This window comes from Enterovirga sp. GCM10030262 (assembly GCF_042666435.1).
Taxonomy (GTDB): domain Bacteria; phylum Pseudomonadota; class Alphaproteobacteria; order Sphingomonadales; family Sphingomonadaceae; genus Allosphingosinicella.
In genome coordinates this window covers 247,912-265,760 of record NZ_JBHTDC010000001.1, presented here as the reverse complement: position 1 = coordinate 265,760, position 17,849 = coordinate 247,912, and the positions used below count along the sequence as shown (strand labels likewise).

The following is a 17,849-nucleotide window of genomic DNA, read 5'->3' as shown; positions in this document are numbered from 1 at the left end:
TGACGCGGGGGAGAAGCGCGGCACATGAGTGACGGCATCCATGCCGATCGCCAGTCCCGCTTCCTCCCCCGCTTTCGCTTCCGACACCTCCCGTCGCGGCGCCGGCTGGGCCATATTCGCTACCGTCGTCGCGGCCATCGCCTCGGCGGCCTTGCTGCTCTGGACGGTGGGCGACGCGACCTTCGCCGGCGCCTTCCTCGCCGGGCTGGCGGGGATCGGCGCCTTGATGCTGCTTCGCGCCCGCGTCTGGGCGCGGACGGTGGCCGAACCGGCGCCCGCCCCGGTCGACATCGCCTTGCTCCGGGCGGCGCTCGACAGCGCCAGCGCGGCGGTCGCCATCACTGACGCCGCCGGCGCGATGGTGGCGGCCAACGAAGCTTACGAACAATGGTTCGGACGCGGTACGCCGTTCGAGCTGACGCTGACCTCCGAGGATCCCGATCGCCTGAGGGCGGCTGGGCGTGACGCGCGTCGCGACGGCGCCGCTTCGGCCGGGCGGGTCCAGGTCAACGGGCTCGCCCTTCGCGCCGATGTCGACCGCGCCGGCCTGGATGACCATCTCGTCTGGAAGTTCGTCCGTTCCGAGGATTTCGACCTCGTCCGCGAGGCCCATCGCCTGATCGCCGGAGAGGCCGGGAACCGGATCGGCGAAGCGGGCGTGATGGCCGCGCTGGCGGACGGCGCCGGCAATCTGATCAGCGCCAATCGCGCCTTCGTCGCCCGGGCGACCGGCCATGCCGATTCGGCGGTCGCCGGGACGGCTTTGGTCAGCCTGCTGGCCGCGAGCGAGGATGGCGCCTTTCATTTCGCCGGCGAGGGCAAGAGCGGGCTGGCGCTGCGCATCGTTCAGATTCCGGTCTCCGACGGCCGCGACCCGCTGACATTGTTCCTTCTCCTCGACGATCCCGCCGGCCGTTTCGGCAAGCTTGGCGGGGAGGAGAGCGCCAGCGTCAACGCCCTGCTCGATTTCCTGCCGCTGGGCCTGGCCCTCGCCAATGTCGACGGCCGCTTCGTCTATCTGAACAAGGCGTTCAGGAAGGCCGCGGGCCTCGCCGCCAACGCGCGCCCGCTCTATCCCGGCGACCTCGTCGTCGACGAGGACAAGGCGGCGGTATCGGATTCGGTGCGCCGCTTCGCGCGCGGCCCGACGACGTCGAGCGACATGGCGGTGCGGCTGAGGTCGAACCCCGAAGAGCCGATCGCGCTCACCCTCGCCGGCGCCCGCGGCCTCGGCGAGGCGGCGGTCATCCTGTCGCTCAAGGACAATAGCGAGGCCGACCGCCTGAAGCGCCAGGTCGCGCAGGCGACCAAGATGCAGGCGGTGGGCCAGCTCGCCGGCGGCGTCGCCCACGATTTCAACAATATCCTCACCGCCATCCTCGGCTATTGCGATCTCATGCTGATGCGCCACACGCCCGGCGACAGCGACTATGACGACATCCAGCAGATCCGCAGCAATTCGAACCGCGCCGCCGGCCTGACGCGTCAGTTGCTCGCTTTCTCGCGTCAGCAGACATTGCGCCCGCAGGTGCTCCAGCTCCCCGACGTCATCTCCGAAGTCTCCAACCTCCTGAAGCGCCTGCTCGGCGAGACGGTGAAGCTCCAGGTCAAGCACGGCCGCAACTTGGGCGCCGTCCGCGCCGATCCCGGCCAGCTTGAGCAGGTCATCGTCAACCTCGCCGTCAACGCCCGCGACGCGATGCAGGGCAAAGGCGACGGCACCGGCACGCTCACCCTCCAGACGTTCGCCGTCTCGACCGAGGACGTCCGCAAGATCGGCAGCGATATCCTGCCTTTGGGCGAATATACCGCGCTCAAGGTGTCGGACACCGGCACCGGCATTCCGCACAACATGCTCGGCAAGATTTTCGAGCCCTTCTTCACCACCAAGGAAGTGGGCAAGGGGACCGGCCTCGGCCTCTCCACCGTCTACGGCATCGTCAAGCAATCGGGCGGCTTCATCTTCGCCGAATCGGTGGAGGGCGAGGGGACCGCCTTCAGCATCTACCTTCCCGTCCATCGGACCGAGGGCAAGCAGGCGGCGGCGCGGGAGAAGGCGCCCGAGCCGCAAGGCGAGCTGTGGGGCACCGGCACCATCCTGCTGGTCGAGGACGAGGCGATGGTGCGGGCGGTGGCGGAGCGCGCGCTCACCCGCCACGGCTATAAAGTGCTGACCGCGGAGAATGGCGAGGCGGCGCTGGAGATATTGGCGCGCGAGGGCGGCGTCGACCTGATGGTCTCCGACGTCGTCATGCCGACGATGGACGGTCCGACCACGGTCCGCGAAGCCCGCAAGACCCATCCCGACCTGCCGATCCTGTTCATCTCCGGCTATGCCGAGGAGCAGCTGCGCAAGTCGATCGACCTCGAAAACGTCGCCTTCCTGGCCAAGCCCTTCTCCGTCCGCAAGCTCGCCGAAGCCGCCCGGGATGCGCTGCGGGCGAAATAATCTTTTTGATTTTGAACGAACAAGCTCTAAATCTCGGGGCGTGACCTTCAGCCGCAACATCCTCATCATCGAAGACGAACCGCTCATCGCGATGATGCTCGAGGACTTTCTCGATTCGCTCGGGCACCGCGTCGTCGGCACCGCCGAGACCGTCCTCGACGCTCTCACCCGCATCGAGGAAGGCGGCTTCGACTGCGCGATCATCGACGTGCATCTGAAGAATGGCGAGAAGGTCTGGCCGGTGGCCGACAGGCTGGCGCGGCAGGGCCTTCCCTTCATCCTCGCCACCGGCGGCCATATCGAGCAGCCGCCGGCCGAACATGCCGCGGTGCCGGTGCTGGCCAAGCCCTATACGATCGACGCCATCGACCCGGCCCTTACCGCGGCGTGCGGGCGCTGAGGGCGCAGAGTTCCGCGCCGTCTCGCGGGTGACGCTTTGTTCCTTCCGTCGTCGCCGAGCAACGATCGGACACTCCGTTGTTTCCCACTTGTTCCGCCGGAACAAATGACGTACATGGCTTCGGCGTTGAATGGGTGGCGCGCACGCAATAGGGAGGCCTGGCCATGGTGGCATCGCTGAAAGTCGTTTCCGACAGGAATTCTTCAGATATGGACAAGCAGAAAGCCCTCGACGCCGCCCTGGCGCAGATCGACCGCGCCTTCGGCAAGGGCTCGGCGATGAAGCTGGGCTCGCGCGAGGCGGTGAAGATGGAGGCGATCTCGACGGGCTCGCTCGGGCTCGACATCGCGCTCGGCATCGGCGGCCTGCCGCGCGGCCGCGTCATCGAGGTCTACGGGCCGGAAAGCTCGGGCAAAACGACGCTCGCCCTCCACGTTATCGCCGAGGCGCAGAAGATGGGCGGCACGGCCGCGTTCGTCGACGCCGAACATGCGCTCGATCCGGTCTATGCCCGCAAATTGGGGGTCGACGTCGACGAACTGATCGTCTCGCAGCCCGACACCGGCGAGCAGGCGCTCGAAATCACCGACACCCTGGTCCGCTCCAACGCGATCGACGTGCTGGTGGTCGATTCGGTCGCCGCGCTCGTTCCCCGTGCCGAGATCGAGGGCGAGATGGGTGACAGCCATGTGGGCCTCCAGGCCAGGCTGATGAGCCAGTCGCTGCGGAAGCTCACCGGCTCCATTTCCAAGTCCAAGTGCATCGTCATCTTCATCAACCAGCTGCGCATGAAGATCGGCGTCATGTACGGCAATCCGGAGACGACGACCGGCGGCAACGCGCTTAAATTCTACGCGTCCGTGCGCCTCGACATCCGCCGCACCGGCCAGATCAAGGACCGCGACGACATCGTTGGCAACACCACCCGGGTGAAGGTCGTCAAGAACAAGGTCGCGCCGCCGTTCAAGCAGGTCGAGTTCGACATCATGTACGGCCAGGGCATCTCGAAGATGGGCGAGATACTCGATCTCGGCGTCAAGGCCGGCATCGTCGAGAAATCGGGCGCCTGGTTCAGCTACGATTCGATCCGCATCGGCCAGGGCCGCGAGAATTCCAAGACCTATATGCGCGACAATCCCGAGATCGCCGCTCGCATCGAAAGTGCGATCCGGGGCAAGACCGACGAGGTCGCCGAAGCCCTGATGACCGGCGCCGGCGCGGAAGACGACGGCTGAGGACGCGCTTCGAGGCCAAAAACACGCCCGTCACCGCGACCTTTGGGACCATTCAGCGGGTCTCGGGGTCGGGCAGGTCGGCGATCGTGCCCGGCATCGTCTCCTCGGGCCGGTTGGTCCACAAGGCGATGCCGAGCGCGGCGGCCCCGCACAGAGTGAAGCCGACCAGGAAGGGCAGGGTCGTCCCGTTGAAGCTCTGGCCGATGGCGAGGCCGATCAGCGCGCCGCCGATGGTCGTGATCATGCCCTGCACCGACGATGCGGTGCCGGCGATGTGGCCCAACGGCTCCATCGCGATCGCGCCGAGATTGGCCGAGATGAGCCCGAACGACGCCATGGTCAGCGCCTGGAGCAGGATGAAGACAAACAGCGATTCGCCCCGCCAGGCGACGAGGAGGAGGTGGAGCGCCGCGAACAGGCTGAACGCCGCCAGCGCGCTCAGCATGATCCGCCGCGACCCGATTCGCTCGACGATCCGCGAGTTGAGGTAGGAGCTCAAGGCCATCGGCCCCGCGATGCAGGCGAAGACCAGGGCCATCAATTCGGGCCGGCCGAACACGTCGAACACGATCTGCTGGATGGAATTGATGAACGCGAACAGCCCGCCCATCACCAGGGTCAGCGCGACCGTGTTGCCGATCGACAGCCGGTGGCGGAGCGTCGTCCCGATCGCGCCGCCGATATTGCGCAGCGAAAGCGCTCGCCTCTTTTCCGGCGGATGCGTCTCGGGGAGCCGCAGCAGGCCCCACAACAGCACCGCCCCGCAATAGACTCCGAGCCCGATGAAGATGAACCGCCAGCTCGCCACCTCCAGCACCGCCTGGCCGAAAGCGGGCGCCAGCACCGGCACGATCATGAAGACGATGAAGACGAGGCTCATCAGCCGCGCCATTTGCGGCCCGTGGAACCGGTCGCGCACGATAGCCACCACCAGCACCCGCGTCGCCGCCGCCGACACGCCCTGCAGGAAGCGCGCGGCGAGCAGCATCTCGAAGCTGGTCGCCAACCCCGACATCATTGCGAACACGCCGTAGAAGAATAGGCTGCCGAGCAGGATCGCCTTGCGCCCGACCCGGTCCGACACCGGCCCGTAGAGCAGTTGCGCGCCGCCGAAGCCGAGCAGGTAGAAGGTGATGACCAGCTGGCGGCGATTGTCCTCCGACACGCCCAAAGCGTCGCCGATCGCGGGCAAAGCGGGCAGCATCGAATCGATGGCGAGCGCGTTCACCGCCATCAGCGCCGCCATCATGGCGACGAATTCGCCGAGGCCGGGGCCGCTCCAGGGCTCGCCCCGAGGCTTACTGGCGCGCGGCGCGGGTCGGTCGGTCACACTATCTCGCTTTCGATGCCACGGGGGGGAGGTTGCTCCCATCGCGGACGAAGCGCCCCGGGGCAACCCCGGTTCCACCCGCCGAAAAAAGCTGCAATAGGAACGGGCCAGGGAGAAGCCATGATCGTCGTCCATCATCTCGAAAATTCGCGGTCGCAGCGTGTGCTGTGGCTGCTCGAGGAGCTGGGGCTTCCCTATGAGGTCCGCCGCTACGCCCGCGATCCCAAGACGATGCTCGCCCCGCCAGAGCTTAAGAATGTCCACCCGCTCGGCAAGTCTCCGGTGATCGAGGATGGCGGCCGGGTCGTCGCCGAAACGGGCGCGATCGTAGAATATCTGGTCGAGAAGGCCGAAGGACGGCTCGGGCCGCCGCCGAACCGGGAGGCGGTGCTGCGCTACCGTCATTTCCTCCATTATGCCGAGGGGTCGATGATGCCGCCGCTGCTGGCGTTGCTCGTCGTCGGCCGGCTCGGAATGCTCGGCAAACCCGCTAAAGCACCCGTCCAGGCCATGCTCGACGGCCATCTCGACTGGCTGGAGGGCGAGATCGCCACCCGCGACTGGTTCGCCGGCGACGAGTTCACCGCCGCCGACGTCATGATGAGCTTTCCGCTCGAAGCCTCGCGCTCGCGCGGCGGTCTTGACGAGAGCCGTCCCCACCTCATCGACTGGCTGGAGCGCATCCATGCCCGCCCCGCTTATGGCGAGGCGCTCGCGAAGGGCGGCGCTTATGCTTATGCCTGAGCGGCTCCTGGGGCGCCGCGAATTCGCCCGGACGGCTCTGGCGGCGGGCGGCGCGATGCTGCTCGCGCCCCGGCTCTGGGCAGCCCAGCCTGCGGTGGAGCTTCGGCCGATGACCGGCGATGTCGTGCCAATCGGCCCGGCCGAGCGGCTCGAACGAATCGCCAAGGCCCAGCGTCTGATGCTAGCGCAGGGAATCGGCGCGCTGCTGATCGAGCCCGGCGCGTCGCTCACTTACTTCACAGGGGTTCAATGGTGGCGGAGCGAGCGGCTCACCGCCGCCATCCTGCCCGCCGAGGGCGACGCCTTCGTCGTCACGCCCTTTTTCGAGGAACCGTCGGTGCGCGAGAGCCTGGGCATCCCGGCTGAAATCCGCACCTGGCAGGAGGACGAGGATCCGCTCGCGCTCGTTGCCGGCGCGCTCAGCGAGCGCAAGCTGGCGGGAAAGCCGGTGGCCATCGAGGAGACGGTCCGCTTCTTCGCCGTCGATGGCTTGCGCAAAGCGCTTCCCGGCGTCGAAATCCGTTCGGGCGCGCCCGTCGTCCGGGGTTGCCGCATGGTCAAGTCGGCGAGCGAGATCGCGCTGATGCAAAAGGCGAACGACATCACCGTCGCCGCCTATCGCCACACCCGGCCGCGCATCGAACGCGGCATGACGCCCGCCGACATAAGCGCGATCATGAATGCGGCGACCACCGCGCTGGGCGGCCGCCCGGAATTCGCTCTCGTCCTGCTCGGCGAGGCCAGCGCCTACCCGCACGGCAGCGGCAAGCCGCAAATGGTCCGCGACGGCGAAATCGTGCTGATGGACTGCGGCTGCGCGGTCGAAGGCTATCAGTCGGATATCTCCCGCACCTTCGTGTTCGGCGATCCCGCGCCCCGCCAGCGCGAAGTCTGGAACCAGATGCACGAGGGGCAGCGGATCGCGTTCGAAGCGGCGCGCGTCGGCGTTCCCGCCGGCACGGTCGACGATGCGGTGCGGGCTTATTATGCGAAGCTCGGCTACGGCCCCGATTACAAGCTGCCCGGCCTGTCGCACCGCACCGGCCACGGCATCGGCCTCGACGGCCACGAGCCGGTCAACCTGGTCCGCGGCGAGACGACGCCGCTGGCGCCGGGAATGTGCTTTTCCAACGAGCCGGGCATCTACATTCCCGGCCAGTTCGGCATACGGCTCGAAGACTGTTTCCATATGACGGAGGCTGGCCCGGTCTATTTCTCGGAGCCGCCGCCGTCGCTGGATCGGCCGCTGGGCTAACGGGCTGCGCGGGCGAGAGATTGAGAGGGCGCAGCCGGCTTGTCGTCGGCGGACGCCCCGAATAACAAGCGTCCGCCAAAGGCGCATGAGGAGGGATTTTTGACGACCATTGAAGAGCGCCGCGCCGTGTCGCTGCAAATGAAGATGCTGATCGGGTTCATCGTCGGCCTGGTCGTCGGCCTGATCGCGCACGTCACCTCGCCCGGAGCCCCCTGGGTGGATGCAGTCACCACTTATGTGACGGGCCCCATCGGGCAGATATTCCTCCGCTTGCTGTTCATGCTGGTGATCCCGCTGCTCTTTTCGGCCCTCGTCGTCGGCATCGCGGAAATGGGCGACGTGCGGTCGCTGAAGCGGGTCGGCATCAAGACGCTCGTCTTTACCGTCGCCATCTCGTCGGTGGCGGTCGTCATCGCGCTTGCCGTGGTGAATATCTTCGAGCCCGGCGCCGGCGTCGATCCCGCGCTCGCCCAAACTCTGCTCGCCGACGCCCGCGAAGGGGCGGGCGCGATCGTTTCCGCCAGCGCGGACACGCCTTCCGGGGTCTCCGCCTTCCTCAACATCATTCCCAGCAACGTCTTCGCCGCCGCGTCCGCGAACGACATCCTGGCGATCATGTTCTTCGCGCTCTTTTTCGGTATCGGGCTGCTGCTCGTTAACACCCCCTCCGCGCAGCGTCTCCAGGAGACGATCGAGGGTATCTTCCACGTCACGATGCGTCTCATCGGCATCGTCATCCGCCTCGCGCCGATCGCCATCGCCTGTTTCATGTTCAATCTGGCGGCGGTGTTCGGCTGGGATCTGCTGGTGCGGCTCGGCGCCTATGTCGGCGTCGTTCTGCTCGCGCTCGGCATCCACATGTTCGTCACCTATCCGCTGGCGCTGCGCTTCCTCGGCAGGATGTCCCCCATCCACTTTTTCCGCGAGAGCCAGGAAGCGATGGTCATGGCCTTCTCGACCGCTTCGTCCAACGCCACCCTGCCGACCGCGCTGCGGGTCGCCGACGAGCGGCTGCATCTTCCGTCGCGCGTGTCGCGCTTCGTCCTCACCATCGGCGCCACCGCCAACCAGAACGGCACCGCCATCTTCGAGGGCGTCACCGTTCTCTTCCTCGCCCAGTTCTTCGGTGTCGAGCTGACCCTGGTGCAGCAGGCGATGGTGCTCCTGGTCTGCATCCTGGGCGGCATCGGCACGGCGGGCGTGCCGGCGGGTTCGCTGCCGGTGGTGGCCCTGATCCTCGGCATGGTCGGGGTGCCGCCGGAGGGCATCGGCCTCGTCCTCGGCGTCGACCGATTCCTCGACATGTGCCGCACGACGCTCAACGTGACCGGCGACCTCACCGCCGCCGTCGTCATCTCGCGCGGCGAGGAGGATGTGCCTTTGACGCCCATCGAGGAAACGCCGATCGCCGAGGCGCATCCGAGCTAGCGACCGGGACCGCTATGCCGGTTCGAGCACCTGCTGGACGACTTCGTCAGCGAGCTTGCCGTTGAGCTCGGCCAGATGGTCGAATTCGGCTTCATAGCTCGCCAGCCCCTGGCTCAGCGAACGCAGCTCGGCATCCAGGCCGCGAAGCTCCGATTCGGGCATCAGGGCCTCGATCCGGTCCCACCGCGACCAGCCTTCGCGCGGGGCCATGCCGAGCATCTGCCCCCGCCGGCTCGAGATGGCCGACGTGATTCGCGAGGTCGCATTCCCCGGTGTCGTCACGACGATCCTGTGGACCGGTTCCAGCAGATGCGGCGCCGCCGCCGCCAGCGCTTCGCTGACCGCGATCCGCCCCGCGGTGCGGAAGGCAAGCTCGGAGCTGTCGACGCTGTGGTAGCTGCCGTCGGTCAGGGTCACCGCCACATCGACCACCGGGAAGCCTAGCGGCCCCTTCAACGTCGCGTCGCGCGCGCCCTGCTCGACGGCGGACATATATTGTCTCGGCACCGCGCCGCCGTGGATGCGCTCGTCGAAGCGGAAACCCTCGCCGCGCGCGAGCGGCTTGAGCTCGATCACGACGTCGCCGAACTGGCCGTGGCCGCCGGACTGCTTCTTGTGCCGCCCGCGCTGGGTGACCTCCTTGCGGATCGACTCCTTGTAGCCGACCGTCGGCGGCTTCGAATCGACGGCGACGCCGTAGCGCCGCTTCAGCCGGGCGATGGTGACCTTCAGATGCTCGTCGCTGACGCCGCTGAGGCGGGTCTCGTGCAGGGCCTCATCCTGCTCCCAGTGGAGCGAAGGATCCTCCTCGACCAATTTGTGCAGCGCCGTGGAGAGGCGGACGTCGTCCTTGCGGTCGCGGGTCGCGATCGCCAGCACGTAATTGCTGGCCGGCAGTTCGACCTCGGGCGAAGGGGCCGGTTTTCCCGCGCTGAGCCACTGGCCCGCGCCGACCGGTTCGGCCTTGGCGATGGCCACCACGTCGCCCGTTTCGGCCTTCGACACCTTGGCCGTCTTCTCCCCCTGCACGGCGAACAGGGTTCCGATCCGCACCGGATCGCCGTCGGCGTTGGTCAGCTCGGCGCCCTCGCTGAGCGCGCCTCCGAACACACGGGCGAGCGCCAGCCGGCCCATCGCGCCGCCATGCGAAACCTTGAAGACGAAGGCGCAGCCATCCTTCGCGCCCAGCCTTTCGGCGGCCGCTGCGGGACCCGGGGCCTCGTGCCGCAGCGCCTTCAGCAGCCGCCTTATGCCGAAGCCGTTGAGGGCCGATCCGAACAATACCGGCACGCCCAGATTCTCGCGCGTCTCGCGGGCGAGATCGGCGAGCACGGTCGGAAGGTCCGGGGTCTCGTCCATCAGCAATTGTTCGAGCAAGGCATCGTCATGGTCGGCGAGTTGTTCCAGCATGTGGAACCGGTCCGCCGCCTCGCGCTCGGCCAGGCTCGCCGGTATCTCGGTCTGCTCCGACGGCTTGCCGGGGCGATAGTGAAACGCCCGTTCGAGCGCGAGGTCGACGAAGCCGGTCACCTTCTCGCCTTCTCGAATGGGTATCTGGCGCGCGATGAGCGGCGAGGCGCTCATCGGCTGCAGCGCCTCGAGCAGGTCGCGGATGCCGCCGCGCGCCTGGTCGATCTTGTTGACGAAGATGGCGTGAGGGATGCCGAGCGCTTCCAGCTGCCGCAACGCGGGCTCGGCGAGGAGGGCGCGGTCGGGCTCGGGATCGACGACCACCAGAGCCAGGTCGGCCGCGGCGACGGCCATCGCGCCGTCGGCCGAGAAGCCGATCGATCCCGGGCAGTCGAGCAAAGCGAAGCGGTCGCCGAGGAAATCGAAATGCATCAGGTTGAGTTCGGTCGAGCCGCCGCGGGCGCGGGCCTCGGGACTGGCGTCGCCGACGCTGCCGCCATTGCCGACAGCGCCCTGTCGGTCGAGCTTGCCGGCGGCGAACAACAAGGCTTCGGCGAGGCTCGTCTTGCCCGCGCCGCCCGGGCCGACGAGCGCGATGCTTCTGGTGCCAACCGATCTTTCCGGCATGATCCTCTCCTTAAGGTTCCGCTGCGCGAGCCCGCTGAAGAGCGCGTCCGCGCCAAGCCGCCAACGTCCTCCCATATGCCGCGAAGCGCAAGGGGGTGAAAATGCGGCCCGGCCCGACTTTGGAACGCTCCCGGCGCCTCGCGGGTTTGACACGGACGGGCCGGAGGAGGAGCATGCCGGTCCCTGTGACGAGGGGAGTTGCGCTTCGTGCATTATGCCAGGACGTTGCCGATGCTGGTCTTGCTGACGCTGGCCGGAGTGGGGCTCGGCGTTCATTTCGGCCGCGCCGCCGTCAACGACATCGATCCTTTCTATTTCACCGATCCGCAGGGCACCCATTCCTACGCCGCCCTGACGCCGCAGGGAGTTCCGGATCCCGAACCTGTCGATGTCGGTCGGTTCACGGACCCCGATGCACCGTTGGGAACAGGCTGCACCCGCTGCTCCGCTCGCCGGCAAGATCCGGCGCCGGGATATGAAGGCGGCGTCGACGCCTATGTCGCGAGCGCGTGGGCGCCGCCGGAAATCCCGGTGGTGGAGACGGTCGCCTATGAAGCGGAGACTGGCCCGGATGCGCTGACGGAGGAGCGAGAGCTGGTGCGGCGATACGCGCATTATCCGGTCAGCGAGCAGGAACGCGAGGCCCATCTGCTCGCGGTCTCCGCCGTCCTGGAGAACGACCCGCCGGCCGCCGAATATGGAATCGCGCGGGAGGACGAGCCGGTGGAGAACAGGCCCGGCTATTGAGGCGGGCGACGCCGCTTGCCCGCTTGGCCGGCCTCGCCTAAATCGCGCCCATGACATCGACCAACGACATCCGCCGCTCCTTCCTCGATTATTTCGGGGGCGAGGGACATCGGATCGTTCCGTCGGCACCTCTGGTGCCGCACAACGATCCCACCTTGATGTTCGTCAACGCCGGCATGGTGCCATTCAAGAACGTCTTCACGGGCCTCGAGACGCGCCCCTATTCGACCGCGACGTCGAGCCAGAAATGCGTCCGCGCGGGCGGCAAGCATAACGATCTCGACAATGTCGGCTATACCGCGCGCCACCATACCTTCTTCGAAATGCTGGGGAATTTCTCGTTCGGCGATTATTTCAAGGAACAGGCGATCCACCACGCCTGGACCTTGCTGACCAAGGAATGGGGCCTTGATCCGGATCGACTGACCGCCACTGTCTACCACAATGACGACGAAGCGTTCGACCTGTGGAAGAAGGTCGCCGGCCTTCCCGAAAGCCGCATCATCCGCATTCCCACCTCGGACAATTTCTGGGCGATGGGCGACACCGGCCCGTGCGGACCCTGCTCCGAAATCTTTTACGACCATGGCGATCATATCCCCGGCGGCCCTCCGGGCTCGCCGGACGAGGACGGCGACCGCTTCGTCGAGATCTGGAACCTCGTCTTCATGCAGTTCGAGCAGGAGGACAATGAGATCGTCCGGGATCTGCCCAAGCCGTCGATCGACACCGGCATGGGCCTGGAACGGATCGCCGCCGTGCTGCAGGGCGTCCACGACAATTATGACACCGACACGTTCAAGGCGCTGATCGAGGCGAGCGGGGAGCTCACGAAGACGGCGACCACCGGCGACAGGCAGGCGAGCCATCGCGTCATCGCGGACCATTTGCGCGCGTCCGGCTTCCTCGTCGCGGACGGGGTGCTTCCGGCCAATGAGGGCAGGGGCTATGTCCTCCGCCGGATCATGCGCCGCGCCATGCGGCACGCCCATATCCTCGGCGCCGCCGAGCCGCTCATGCACCGGCTCGTGCCGGCTTTGGTGGCCGAGATGGGCGCCGCTTATCCCGAACTGGTCCGGGCGCAACCGCTGATCGCGGAGACGCTGAAGCTGGAGGAGACGCGCTTCCGCCAGACGCTCGACAAGGGCCTGCGCCTGCTCGACGAGGCCACCGCCGGGATGGACTCGGGCGACACCCTTCCCGGCGCGACCGCGTTCAAGCTCTACGATACGTTCGGTTTCCCCTACGACCTTACCGAGGACGCGCTGAGGGCCCAGGACCTCGCCGTCGACCGCGCCGGCTTCGACGCCGCCATGGCCGAGCAGAAGGCCGCCGCCCGCGCCGCCTGGAAGGGGTCGGGCGACAAGGCCTCCGACGATCTCTGGTTCGACATAGCCGAGCAATATGGTTCGACCGAATTCACCGGCTATTCCGGCCACGAAGGCGAGGGCCAGGTGCTGGCTCTGGTGAAGGACGGGGTCCGCGTCGAGAGCGCGGGCGAAGGCGACGAGATCGTCGTGATCGCCAACCAGACGCCGTTCTATGGCGAGAGCGGCGGCCAGATGGGCGATGCCGGACTTATCCGCAACGACAGCGGCCTGCGGGCGGACGTGTCCGACACGTCAAAGCCGCTCGGGCGACTCCACGCCCATCGCGCGACCGTCAAAGCGGGCACGCTGAGGGTCGGCGACGCGGTGCGCCTCGAAGTCGACGCCGAGCGCCGCGCCCGCGTTCGCGCCAACCATTCGGCGACCCATCTGGTCCACGCGGCGCTCCGCAATCGGCTCGGCACCCATGTCACCCAGAAGGGCAGCCTGGTCGCGCCCGACCGCTTCCGCTTCGACTTCTCCCATCCCAAGGCGCTGACACCCGAGGATATCGAAGCCGTCGAAGCCGAGGTGAACCGCCACATCCGCGAGAATGACCAAGTCACCACCCGGCTGATGACTCCGGACGAGGCGATCGCCGCTGGCGCGATAGCCCTGTTCGGCGAGAAATATGGCGACGAGGTCCGTGTGCTTTCGATGGGCCGGGGCGGTGATGCCAGTTACTCGGTCGAATTGTGCGGCGGCACCCACGTCTCCGCTTTGGGCGACATCGCCCTCTTCAAGATCGTCTCCGAAAGCGCCGTCGCATCGGGTGTCCGGCGGATCGAGGCGCTGACCGGGGAAGCGGCCCGCTTATGGCTGACGTCGCGCGAGGATCGCCTCAGGGAAACGGCCTCGGCGCTCAAGGCAACGCCGGAGGAGGTGCCCGCCCGGGTCGCCGCCCTGCTGGACGAGCGGCGGCGTCTCGAACGCGAACTGGCCGAGGCGAAGAAGGCGCTGGCGCTGGGCGGCGGGAGCGCGGCGGAGGCGTCAGGTCCCGAGCAGGTCGGCGGCCACGGCTTCATCGGCCAGGTGATCGAAGGGCTCGACCCGAAGGGCCTGCGCGGCCTGGTCGACGAAGCCAAGCAGCGCGTCGGCTCGGGCGTGGTAGCTCTGGTGGCCGTCAATGGTGGCCGCGCCACCGTCGCGGTGGGCGTCACCGATGATCTCACCGGCGCCCGCGACGCCGTCGACCTCGTCCGCAAGGCTGTCGCCGAAGTCGGCGGCCAGGGCGGGGGCGGCCGGCCCGACATGGCCCAGGGCGGCGGCCCCGATGGCGCGAGAGCGCAGGCGGCGCTCGACGCCGTGCGCAAAGCGCTCAGCGGGGAGACGATTGCGGCTTGAGCGCGTCGCGCAGCCGCCGGCGCTGGATCGGGGGCTCCTTGTTGAGCTGGCCCAATTCCATGATCTCCTTCCTCAAGTCCGCGCGCTTGTCGTGGATCGAGGCGATCACCGGCCCCATCGCGATGCCGAGGTCGACCAGCACCGCCTCCGACAGCTGAAGCGAGGATTCCAGCGTTTCCGGCACGGCGTCGGTCGCGCCCGCTTTGTAGAGGTCGGCTGCATGTTGTGAGTCGCGGGCGCGGGCGACGATCGTGAGGTCCGGGCACCAGCCGCGCGCCTTCCTCACCAGCCGTATCGAGAGCACCGGCTCGTCCATCGTCAGCACGAGCGCGCTCGCCTGGCCGAGCTTCAATTTGTCGACCAGGCCCGGCCGGGAGATGTCGCCGAACATGACCGGATACCCTTCGCGGCGCGCGGCGGCGACCGTGTCGACGCTGGAATCGACTGCGATATAGGCGCGGCCGTGGACCGACAGCATCTCCGCCACCAGCCGTCCGACCCGGCCGAAGCCGATGATGACGACCACCGCGTCTTTGCCCTCCACGCCCAACGCGGGCAGATCGACATCCGCTTGAAGGTCTACCCGCCGGGCCGCCATTCGCCCGAGATGGGCGAGGAGCGGCGTGATGGTGAGGCCGATCGCGGTCACGATCTGCCAGAAAGCGGCGGTCTCCGGCTGGATGAGCTGCGCCGCGCTGGCGGCGGCGAGGACGATCAGGGTCGTCTCGGACGGCGAGGCCATGAGCAGCCCCGTCTCGGCGGCAACGCCGCGCCGGGCGCCGCTCATCCTGAGAGCGACCCCGGTGACGACCGCCTTCAATGCCACCACGCCGATCACCGCCGCGAGCAGGCTCGGCCAGTTGGCGAGGATCAGCCTCACGTCGAGGCTCATCCCCACCGTGATCAGGAACACGCCGAGCGCGAGGCCTTTGAACGGCGCCGTGATGACCTCCACCTCGGTATGGTAATCGGTCTCCGCGATCAGCAGGCCGGCCAGCAGCGCCCCGACGATGGGCGACAGGCCCACCGCGGTCGTCGCGATGCTGGCGAGGATGACGACCAGCAGGCTCGCCGCCAGGAAAAGCTCAGGGCTCTTGGTCCGCGCCGCCTGCGCGAACAGCGGCGGCAAAGCGAAGCGGCCGAGCACGAGCATCGCGCCGACCGTGAGCCCGCCCAGCCACAATGTCCGCGCCAGCCCGTCCCAGCCTTCCGCGGCGGCGAACGGCGCCAGCGCGCCGAGCGCGAAGATGATCGGCACCAGCGCCAGATCCTCGAACAGGAGCATCGAAAAGGCGCTTCGCCCAACCGGGCTGGTCGTACCGACCATCGGCAGCACCAAAGCGGTGGAAGATAAAGCGAGCGCGAAGCCCAGGCCGAGCGCGCCCGCCCAATTCTGGCCGAGCAGGTGGAGCGCCACCCCGATCAGCCCGCCCGCGACCAGCAATTCCGTCGCACCGAGGCCGAAGACCAGCCGCCGCATCGTCCACAGGCGGCGGAATGAGAGTTCGAGGCCGATCGAGAAGAGCAGGAGGATGATGCCGAGCTCGGCGAACGGCGCGATCGATTCCGGCTCGGTTATGGTGATGTAATAGAGCCAGGGAAACCGGTCGACCATTGTCCCCAGCCCCGCCGGTCCCACCAGCAGGCCCACCAGGATGAACCCGATAACGGGACTGACGCGGAACCTGGCGAAGGCCGGAATGACCAGCCCCGCCGCGCCCAATATTACCAGTGAATCGCTGAATGCGTGGGAATCCATGTGCAACGCCATGCCGCTTTCCTGCGGGAACAATTCTCGTAATTCCAGAACTAATCCCGACCCGCTCGCAAATCGGGATTTCAGAACTTAAGGGTTCCGCGGCCACGAGCAGAGGAGAGAGCATGCAGCACGCGACGCCCTTGATCGCCATGATTGTCGCGGGCCTGGTGCTGGCGTTCGTCTTCAGCGCGCTCGCCGTGCGCCTCAGGGTTTCGCCGCTGGTCGGCTACGTGCTGGCGGGGGTCGTGGTCGGCCCATTCACGCCCGGCTATGTCGCCGACCAGGGGCTCGCCAACCAGCTCGCCGAGCTAGGCGTGATTCTGCTGATGTTCGGCGTAGGCCTGCACTTTTCGGTGAAGGACCTCATGTCCGTCCGCCGGGTCGCGATACCGGGCGCCCTCGTGCAGATCGCGGTCGCGACATTGCTCGGCATGGGCCTTGGTCAGATGATGGGCTGGTCGCTTGCCGGCGGCATGGTCTTCGGACTCGCCCTGTCGGTGGCGAGCACCGTGGTGCTGCTCCGCGCCATCCAGACCCGCAATCTTCTCGACACCGAACGCGGCAGGATCGCGGTCGGCTGGCTGATTGTCGAGGATCTCGTGATGGTGCTGGCGCTGGTCCTGCTGCCCGCCTTTGTCGCGGGCGCCGACGCGGGCACCAGCATCGGCGTCACGCTGCTTGTCACGATCGCCAAGGTCGCCGGCTTCATCGCCTTCATGCTGATCGTCGGAAGGCGCCTCGTTCCGACCATCCTGCACCGGGTGGCGCATAGCGGCTCGCGCGAATTGTTCCGGCTGGCGGTTCTCGCGATTGCTCTGGGCGTCGCCTATGGCGCGGCCAAGCTGTTCGGGGTCTCCTTCGCGCTCGGCGCCTTCTTCGCCGGCATGATCCTCGCCGAATCGCCGTTAAGCCAGCGCGCGGCCGAGGAAACGCTGCCGATGCGCGATGCCTTCGCGGTCCTGTTCTTCGTCTCCGTAGGCATGCTGTTCAATCCGTCGATCGTGCTCACCGATCCGCTGCCGCTCCTCGCCACCTTGCTCATCATCCTCGTCGGCAAGTCGGCCGCCGCCTACGCGATCGTGGTGGCGTTCGGCCGGCCGCGACGCACCGCCTTCACCATCGCCGTCAGCCTGGCGCAGATCGGCGAATTCTCCTTCATTCTGGCGGCGCTCGGCACCTATCTCGGCGTTCTGGCCGACGACGCCCGCGACCTCATCCTGGCCGGCGCGATCATCTCGATCCTGATCAATCCCTTGCTGTTCACCGCCGTCGGCCGCTTCTCGCGCAAGATGGAGAGCCCGGCCGAGGCCGCCGCCGTCGATGCCGCGGAGGCCGATTCCCGGACGAGCGGCCATGCGGTCGTGATCGGCTACGGCCATGTCGGTTCGCTTGTCGCGGCGGGGCTGATCGAGAAAGGCGAGCGACCGAAAATCGTGGAGGTCCAATCCGATGCCGACAATCTACCCGACCCCGACAAGGCGGAGCTGGTCATAGGCAACGCCGCCAATCCCCAGATGCTGGCCAAAGCCGGCTTGAAGGATGCGAGGCTTCTTTTCGTCGCAATCCCGCAGACGTTCGAGGCCGGGCAGATCGTCGAACAGGCGCGCGCGATGAATCCTTCCCTGCGCATCGTCGCGCGGGCTTATTCCGACGCCGAGGTCGATTATCTGCTCTCGCGCGGCGCCGACCGTGCGATCATGGGAGAGAAGGAAATCGCCAAGCGCATGATCGAGCAGGCGCGGGCGGTGAAGTAG

The 17,849-nt window shown here is 67.4% G+C and carries 12 protein-coding genes; 9 read left to right on the top strand and 3 right to left on the bottom strand.

The genetic code is table 11. The features are described from left to right. Positions 1 to 40: 40 nt before the first annotated feature. From ACFQRC_RS01235 to recA, 3 genes are all read left to right on the top strand, one after another. Positions 41 to 2,449, top strand: coding sequence for a response regulator (locus ACFQRC_RS01235; RefSeq protein WP_379956908.1), 2,409 nt, complete (start codon positions 41 to 43; stop codon positions 2,447 to 2,449). Between the two features lie 40 nt (positions 2,450 to 2,489). Then, entirely contained in the window at positions 2,490 to 2,849 is a 360-nt protein-coding gene (locus ACFQRC_RS01230; RefSeq protein WP_379956906.1) for a response regulator, read from the top strand. Between the two features lie 209 nt (positions 2,850 to 3,058). Then, on the top strand, positions 3,059 to 4,084 hold the full coding sequence (recA, locus tag ACFQRC_RS01225; RefSeq protein ID WP_379956904.1) for a recombinase RecA: 1,026 nt from the start codon (positions 3,059 to 3,061) through the stop codon (positions 4,082 to 4,084). A 52-nt stretch (positions 4,085 to 4,136) separates the two neighbouring features. Here recA and ACFQRC_RS01220 read toward each other — a convergent pair whose 3' ends face one another. Next, the gene (locus ACFQRC_RS01220) at positions 4,137 to 5,414 is read right to left on the bottom strand and encodes a multidrug effflux MFS transporter (RefSeq protein WP_379956902.1); all 1,278 of its coding nucleotides are present in this window, start codon (positions 5,412 to 5,414) and stop codon (positions 4,137 to 4,139) included. Between the two features lie 120 nt (positions 5,415 to 5,534). On the opposite strand from ACFQRC_RS01220, the gene ACFQRC_RS01215 reads away from it, so the two are divergent. The 3 genes from ACFQRC_RS01215 (at position 5,535) to ACFQRC_RS01205 (ending at position 8,841) form a co-directional block, all read left to right on the top strand. After that, complete coding sequence (locus ACFQRC_RS01215; RefSeq protein WP_379956900.1) at positions 5,535 to 6,158, top strand: glutathione S-transferase family protein; 624 nt, start codon at positions 5,535 to 5,537, stop codon at positions 6,156 to 6,158. After that, entirely contained in the window at positions 6,151 to 7,413 is a 1,263-nt protein-coding gene (locus ACFQRC_RS01210; RefSeq protein ID WP_379956898.1) for a M24 family metallopeptidase, read from the top strand. The genes ACFQRC_RS01215 and ACFQRC_RS01210 overlap by 8 nt, the downstream gene beginning before the upstream one ends. Before the next feature lie 99 nt (positions 7,414 to 7,512). Next, positions 7,513 to 8,841, top strand: a complete 1,329-nt coding sequence (locus ACFQRC_RS01205) for a dicarboxylate/amino acid:cation symporter (protein ID WP_379956896.1) — start codon at positions 7,513 to 7,515, stop codon at positions 8,839 to 8,841. Positions 8,842 to 8,853: 12 nt separating this feature from the next. Here ACFQRC_RS01205 and ACFQRC_RS01200 read toward each other — a convergent pair whose 3' ends face one another. Further along, on the bottom strand, positions 8,854 to 10,878 hold the full coding sequence (locus tag ACFQRC_RS01200; protein WP_379956894.1) for an elongation factor G: 2,025 nt from the start codon (positions 10,876 to 10,878) through the stop codon (positions 8,854 to 8,856). A 207-nt stretch (positions 10,879 to 11,085) separates the two neighbouring features. Between ACFQRC_RS01200 and ACFQRC_RS01195 the strand changes: the two genes are divergently transcribed. Beyond that, on the top strand, positions 11,086 to 11,625 hold the full coding sequence (locus ACFQRC_RS01195; protein WP_379956892.1) for a hypothetical protein: 540 nt from the start codon (positions 11,086 to 11,088) through the stop codon (positions 11,623 to 11,625). A 50-nt stretch (positions 11,626 to 11,675) separates the two neighbouring features. Further along, on the top strand, positions 11,676 to 14,336 hold the full coding sequence (gene alaS, locus ACFQRC_RS01190; protein ID WP_379956890.1) for an alanine--tRNA ligase: 2,661 nt from the start codon (positions 11,676 to 11,678) through the stop codon (positions 14,334 to 14,336). Here the strand turns inward: alaS and ACFQRC_RS01185 are convergent. After that, positions 14,311 to 16,107 carry a cation:proton antiporter gene (locus tag ACFQRC_RS01185; protein WP_379956888.1) on the bottom strand — a complete coding sequence of 599 codons (1,797 nt, stop codon included), beginning with the start codon at positions 16,105 to 16,107 and terminating at the stop codon, positions 14,311 to 14,313. The genes alaS and ACFQRC_RS01185 overlap by 26 nt on opposite strands. Before the next feature lie 110 nt (positions 16,108 to 16,217). Here ACFQRC_RS01185 and ybaL point away from each other — a divergent pair, with 110 nt between their 5' ends. Beyond that, positions 16,218 to 17,849 (top strand): YbaL family putative K(+) efflux transporter, encoded by a 1,632-nt coding sequence (gene ybaL, locus ACFQRC_RS01180; protein ID WP_379956886.1) that lies wholly within the window; start codon positions 16,218 to 16,220, stop codon positions 17,847 to 17,849.

Bases quoted from the DNA above. Each gene is read 5' to 3' on its own strand.
- alaS (WP_379956890.1), top strand. From the start codon at position 11,676: ATGACATCGACCAACGACATCCGCCGCTCCTTCCTCGATTATTTCGGG.
- ACFQRC_RS01185 (WP_379956888.1), bottom strand. From the start codon at position 16,107: ATGGCGTTGCACATGGATTCCCACGCATTCAGCGATTCACTGGTAATA.
- ACFQRC_RS01210 (WP_379956898.1), top strand. From the start codon at position 6,151: ATGCCTGAGCGGCTCCTGGGGCGCCGCGAATTCGCCCGGACGGCTCTG.
- ACFQRC_RS01215 (WP_379956900.1), top strand. From the start codon at position 5,535: ATGATCGTCGTCCATCATCTCGAAAATTCGCGGTCGCAGCGTGTGCTG.
- recA (WP_379956904.1), top strand. From the start codon at position 3,059: ATGGACAAGCAGAAAGCCCTCGACGCCGCCCTGGCGCAGATCGACCGC.
- ybaL (WP_379956886.1), top strand. From the start codon at position 16,218: ATGCAGCACGCGACGCCCTTGATCGCCATGATTGTCGCGGGCCTGGTG.
- ACFQRC_RS01235 (WP_379956908.1), top strand. From the start codon at position 41: ATGCCGATCGCCAGTCCCGCTTCCTCCCCCGCTTTCGCTTCCGACACC.
- ACFQRC_RS01200 (WP_379956894.1), bottom strand. From the start codon at position 10,878: ATGCCGGAAAGATCGGTTGGCACCAGAAGCATCGCGCTCGTCGGCCCG.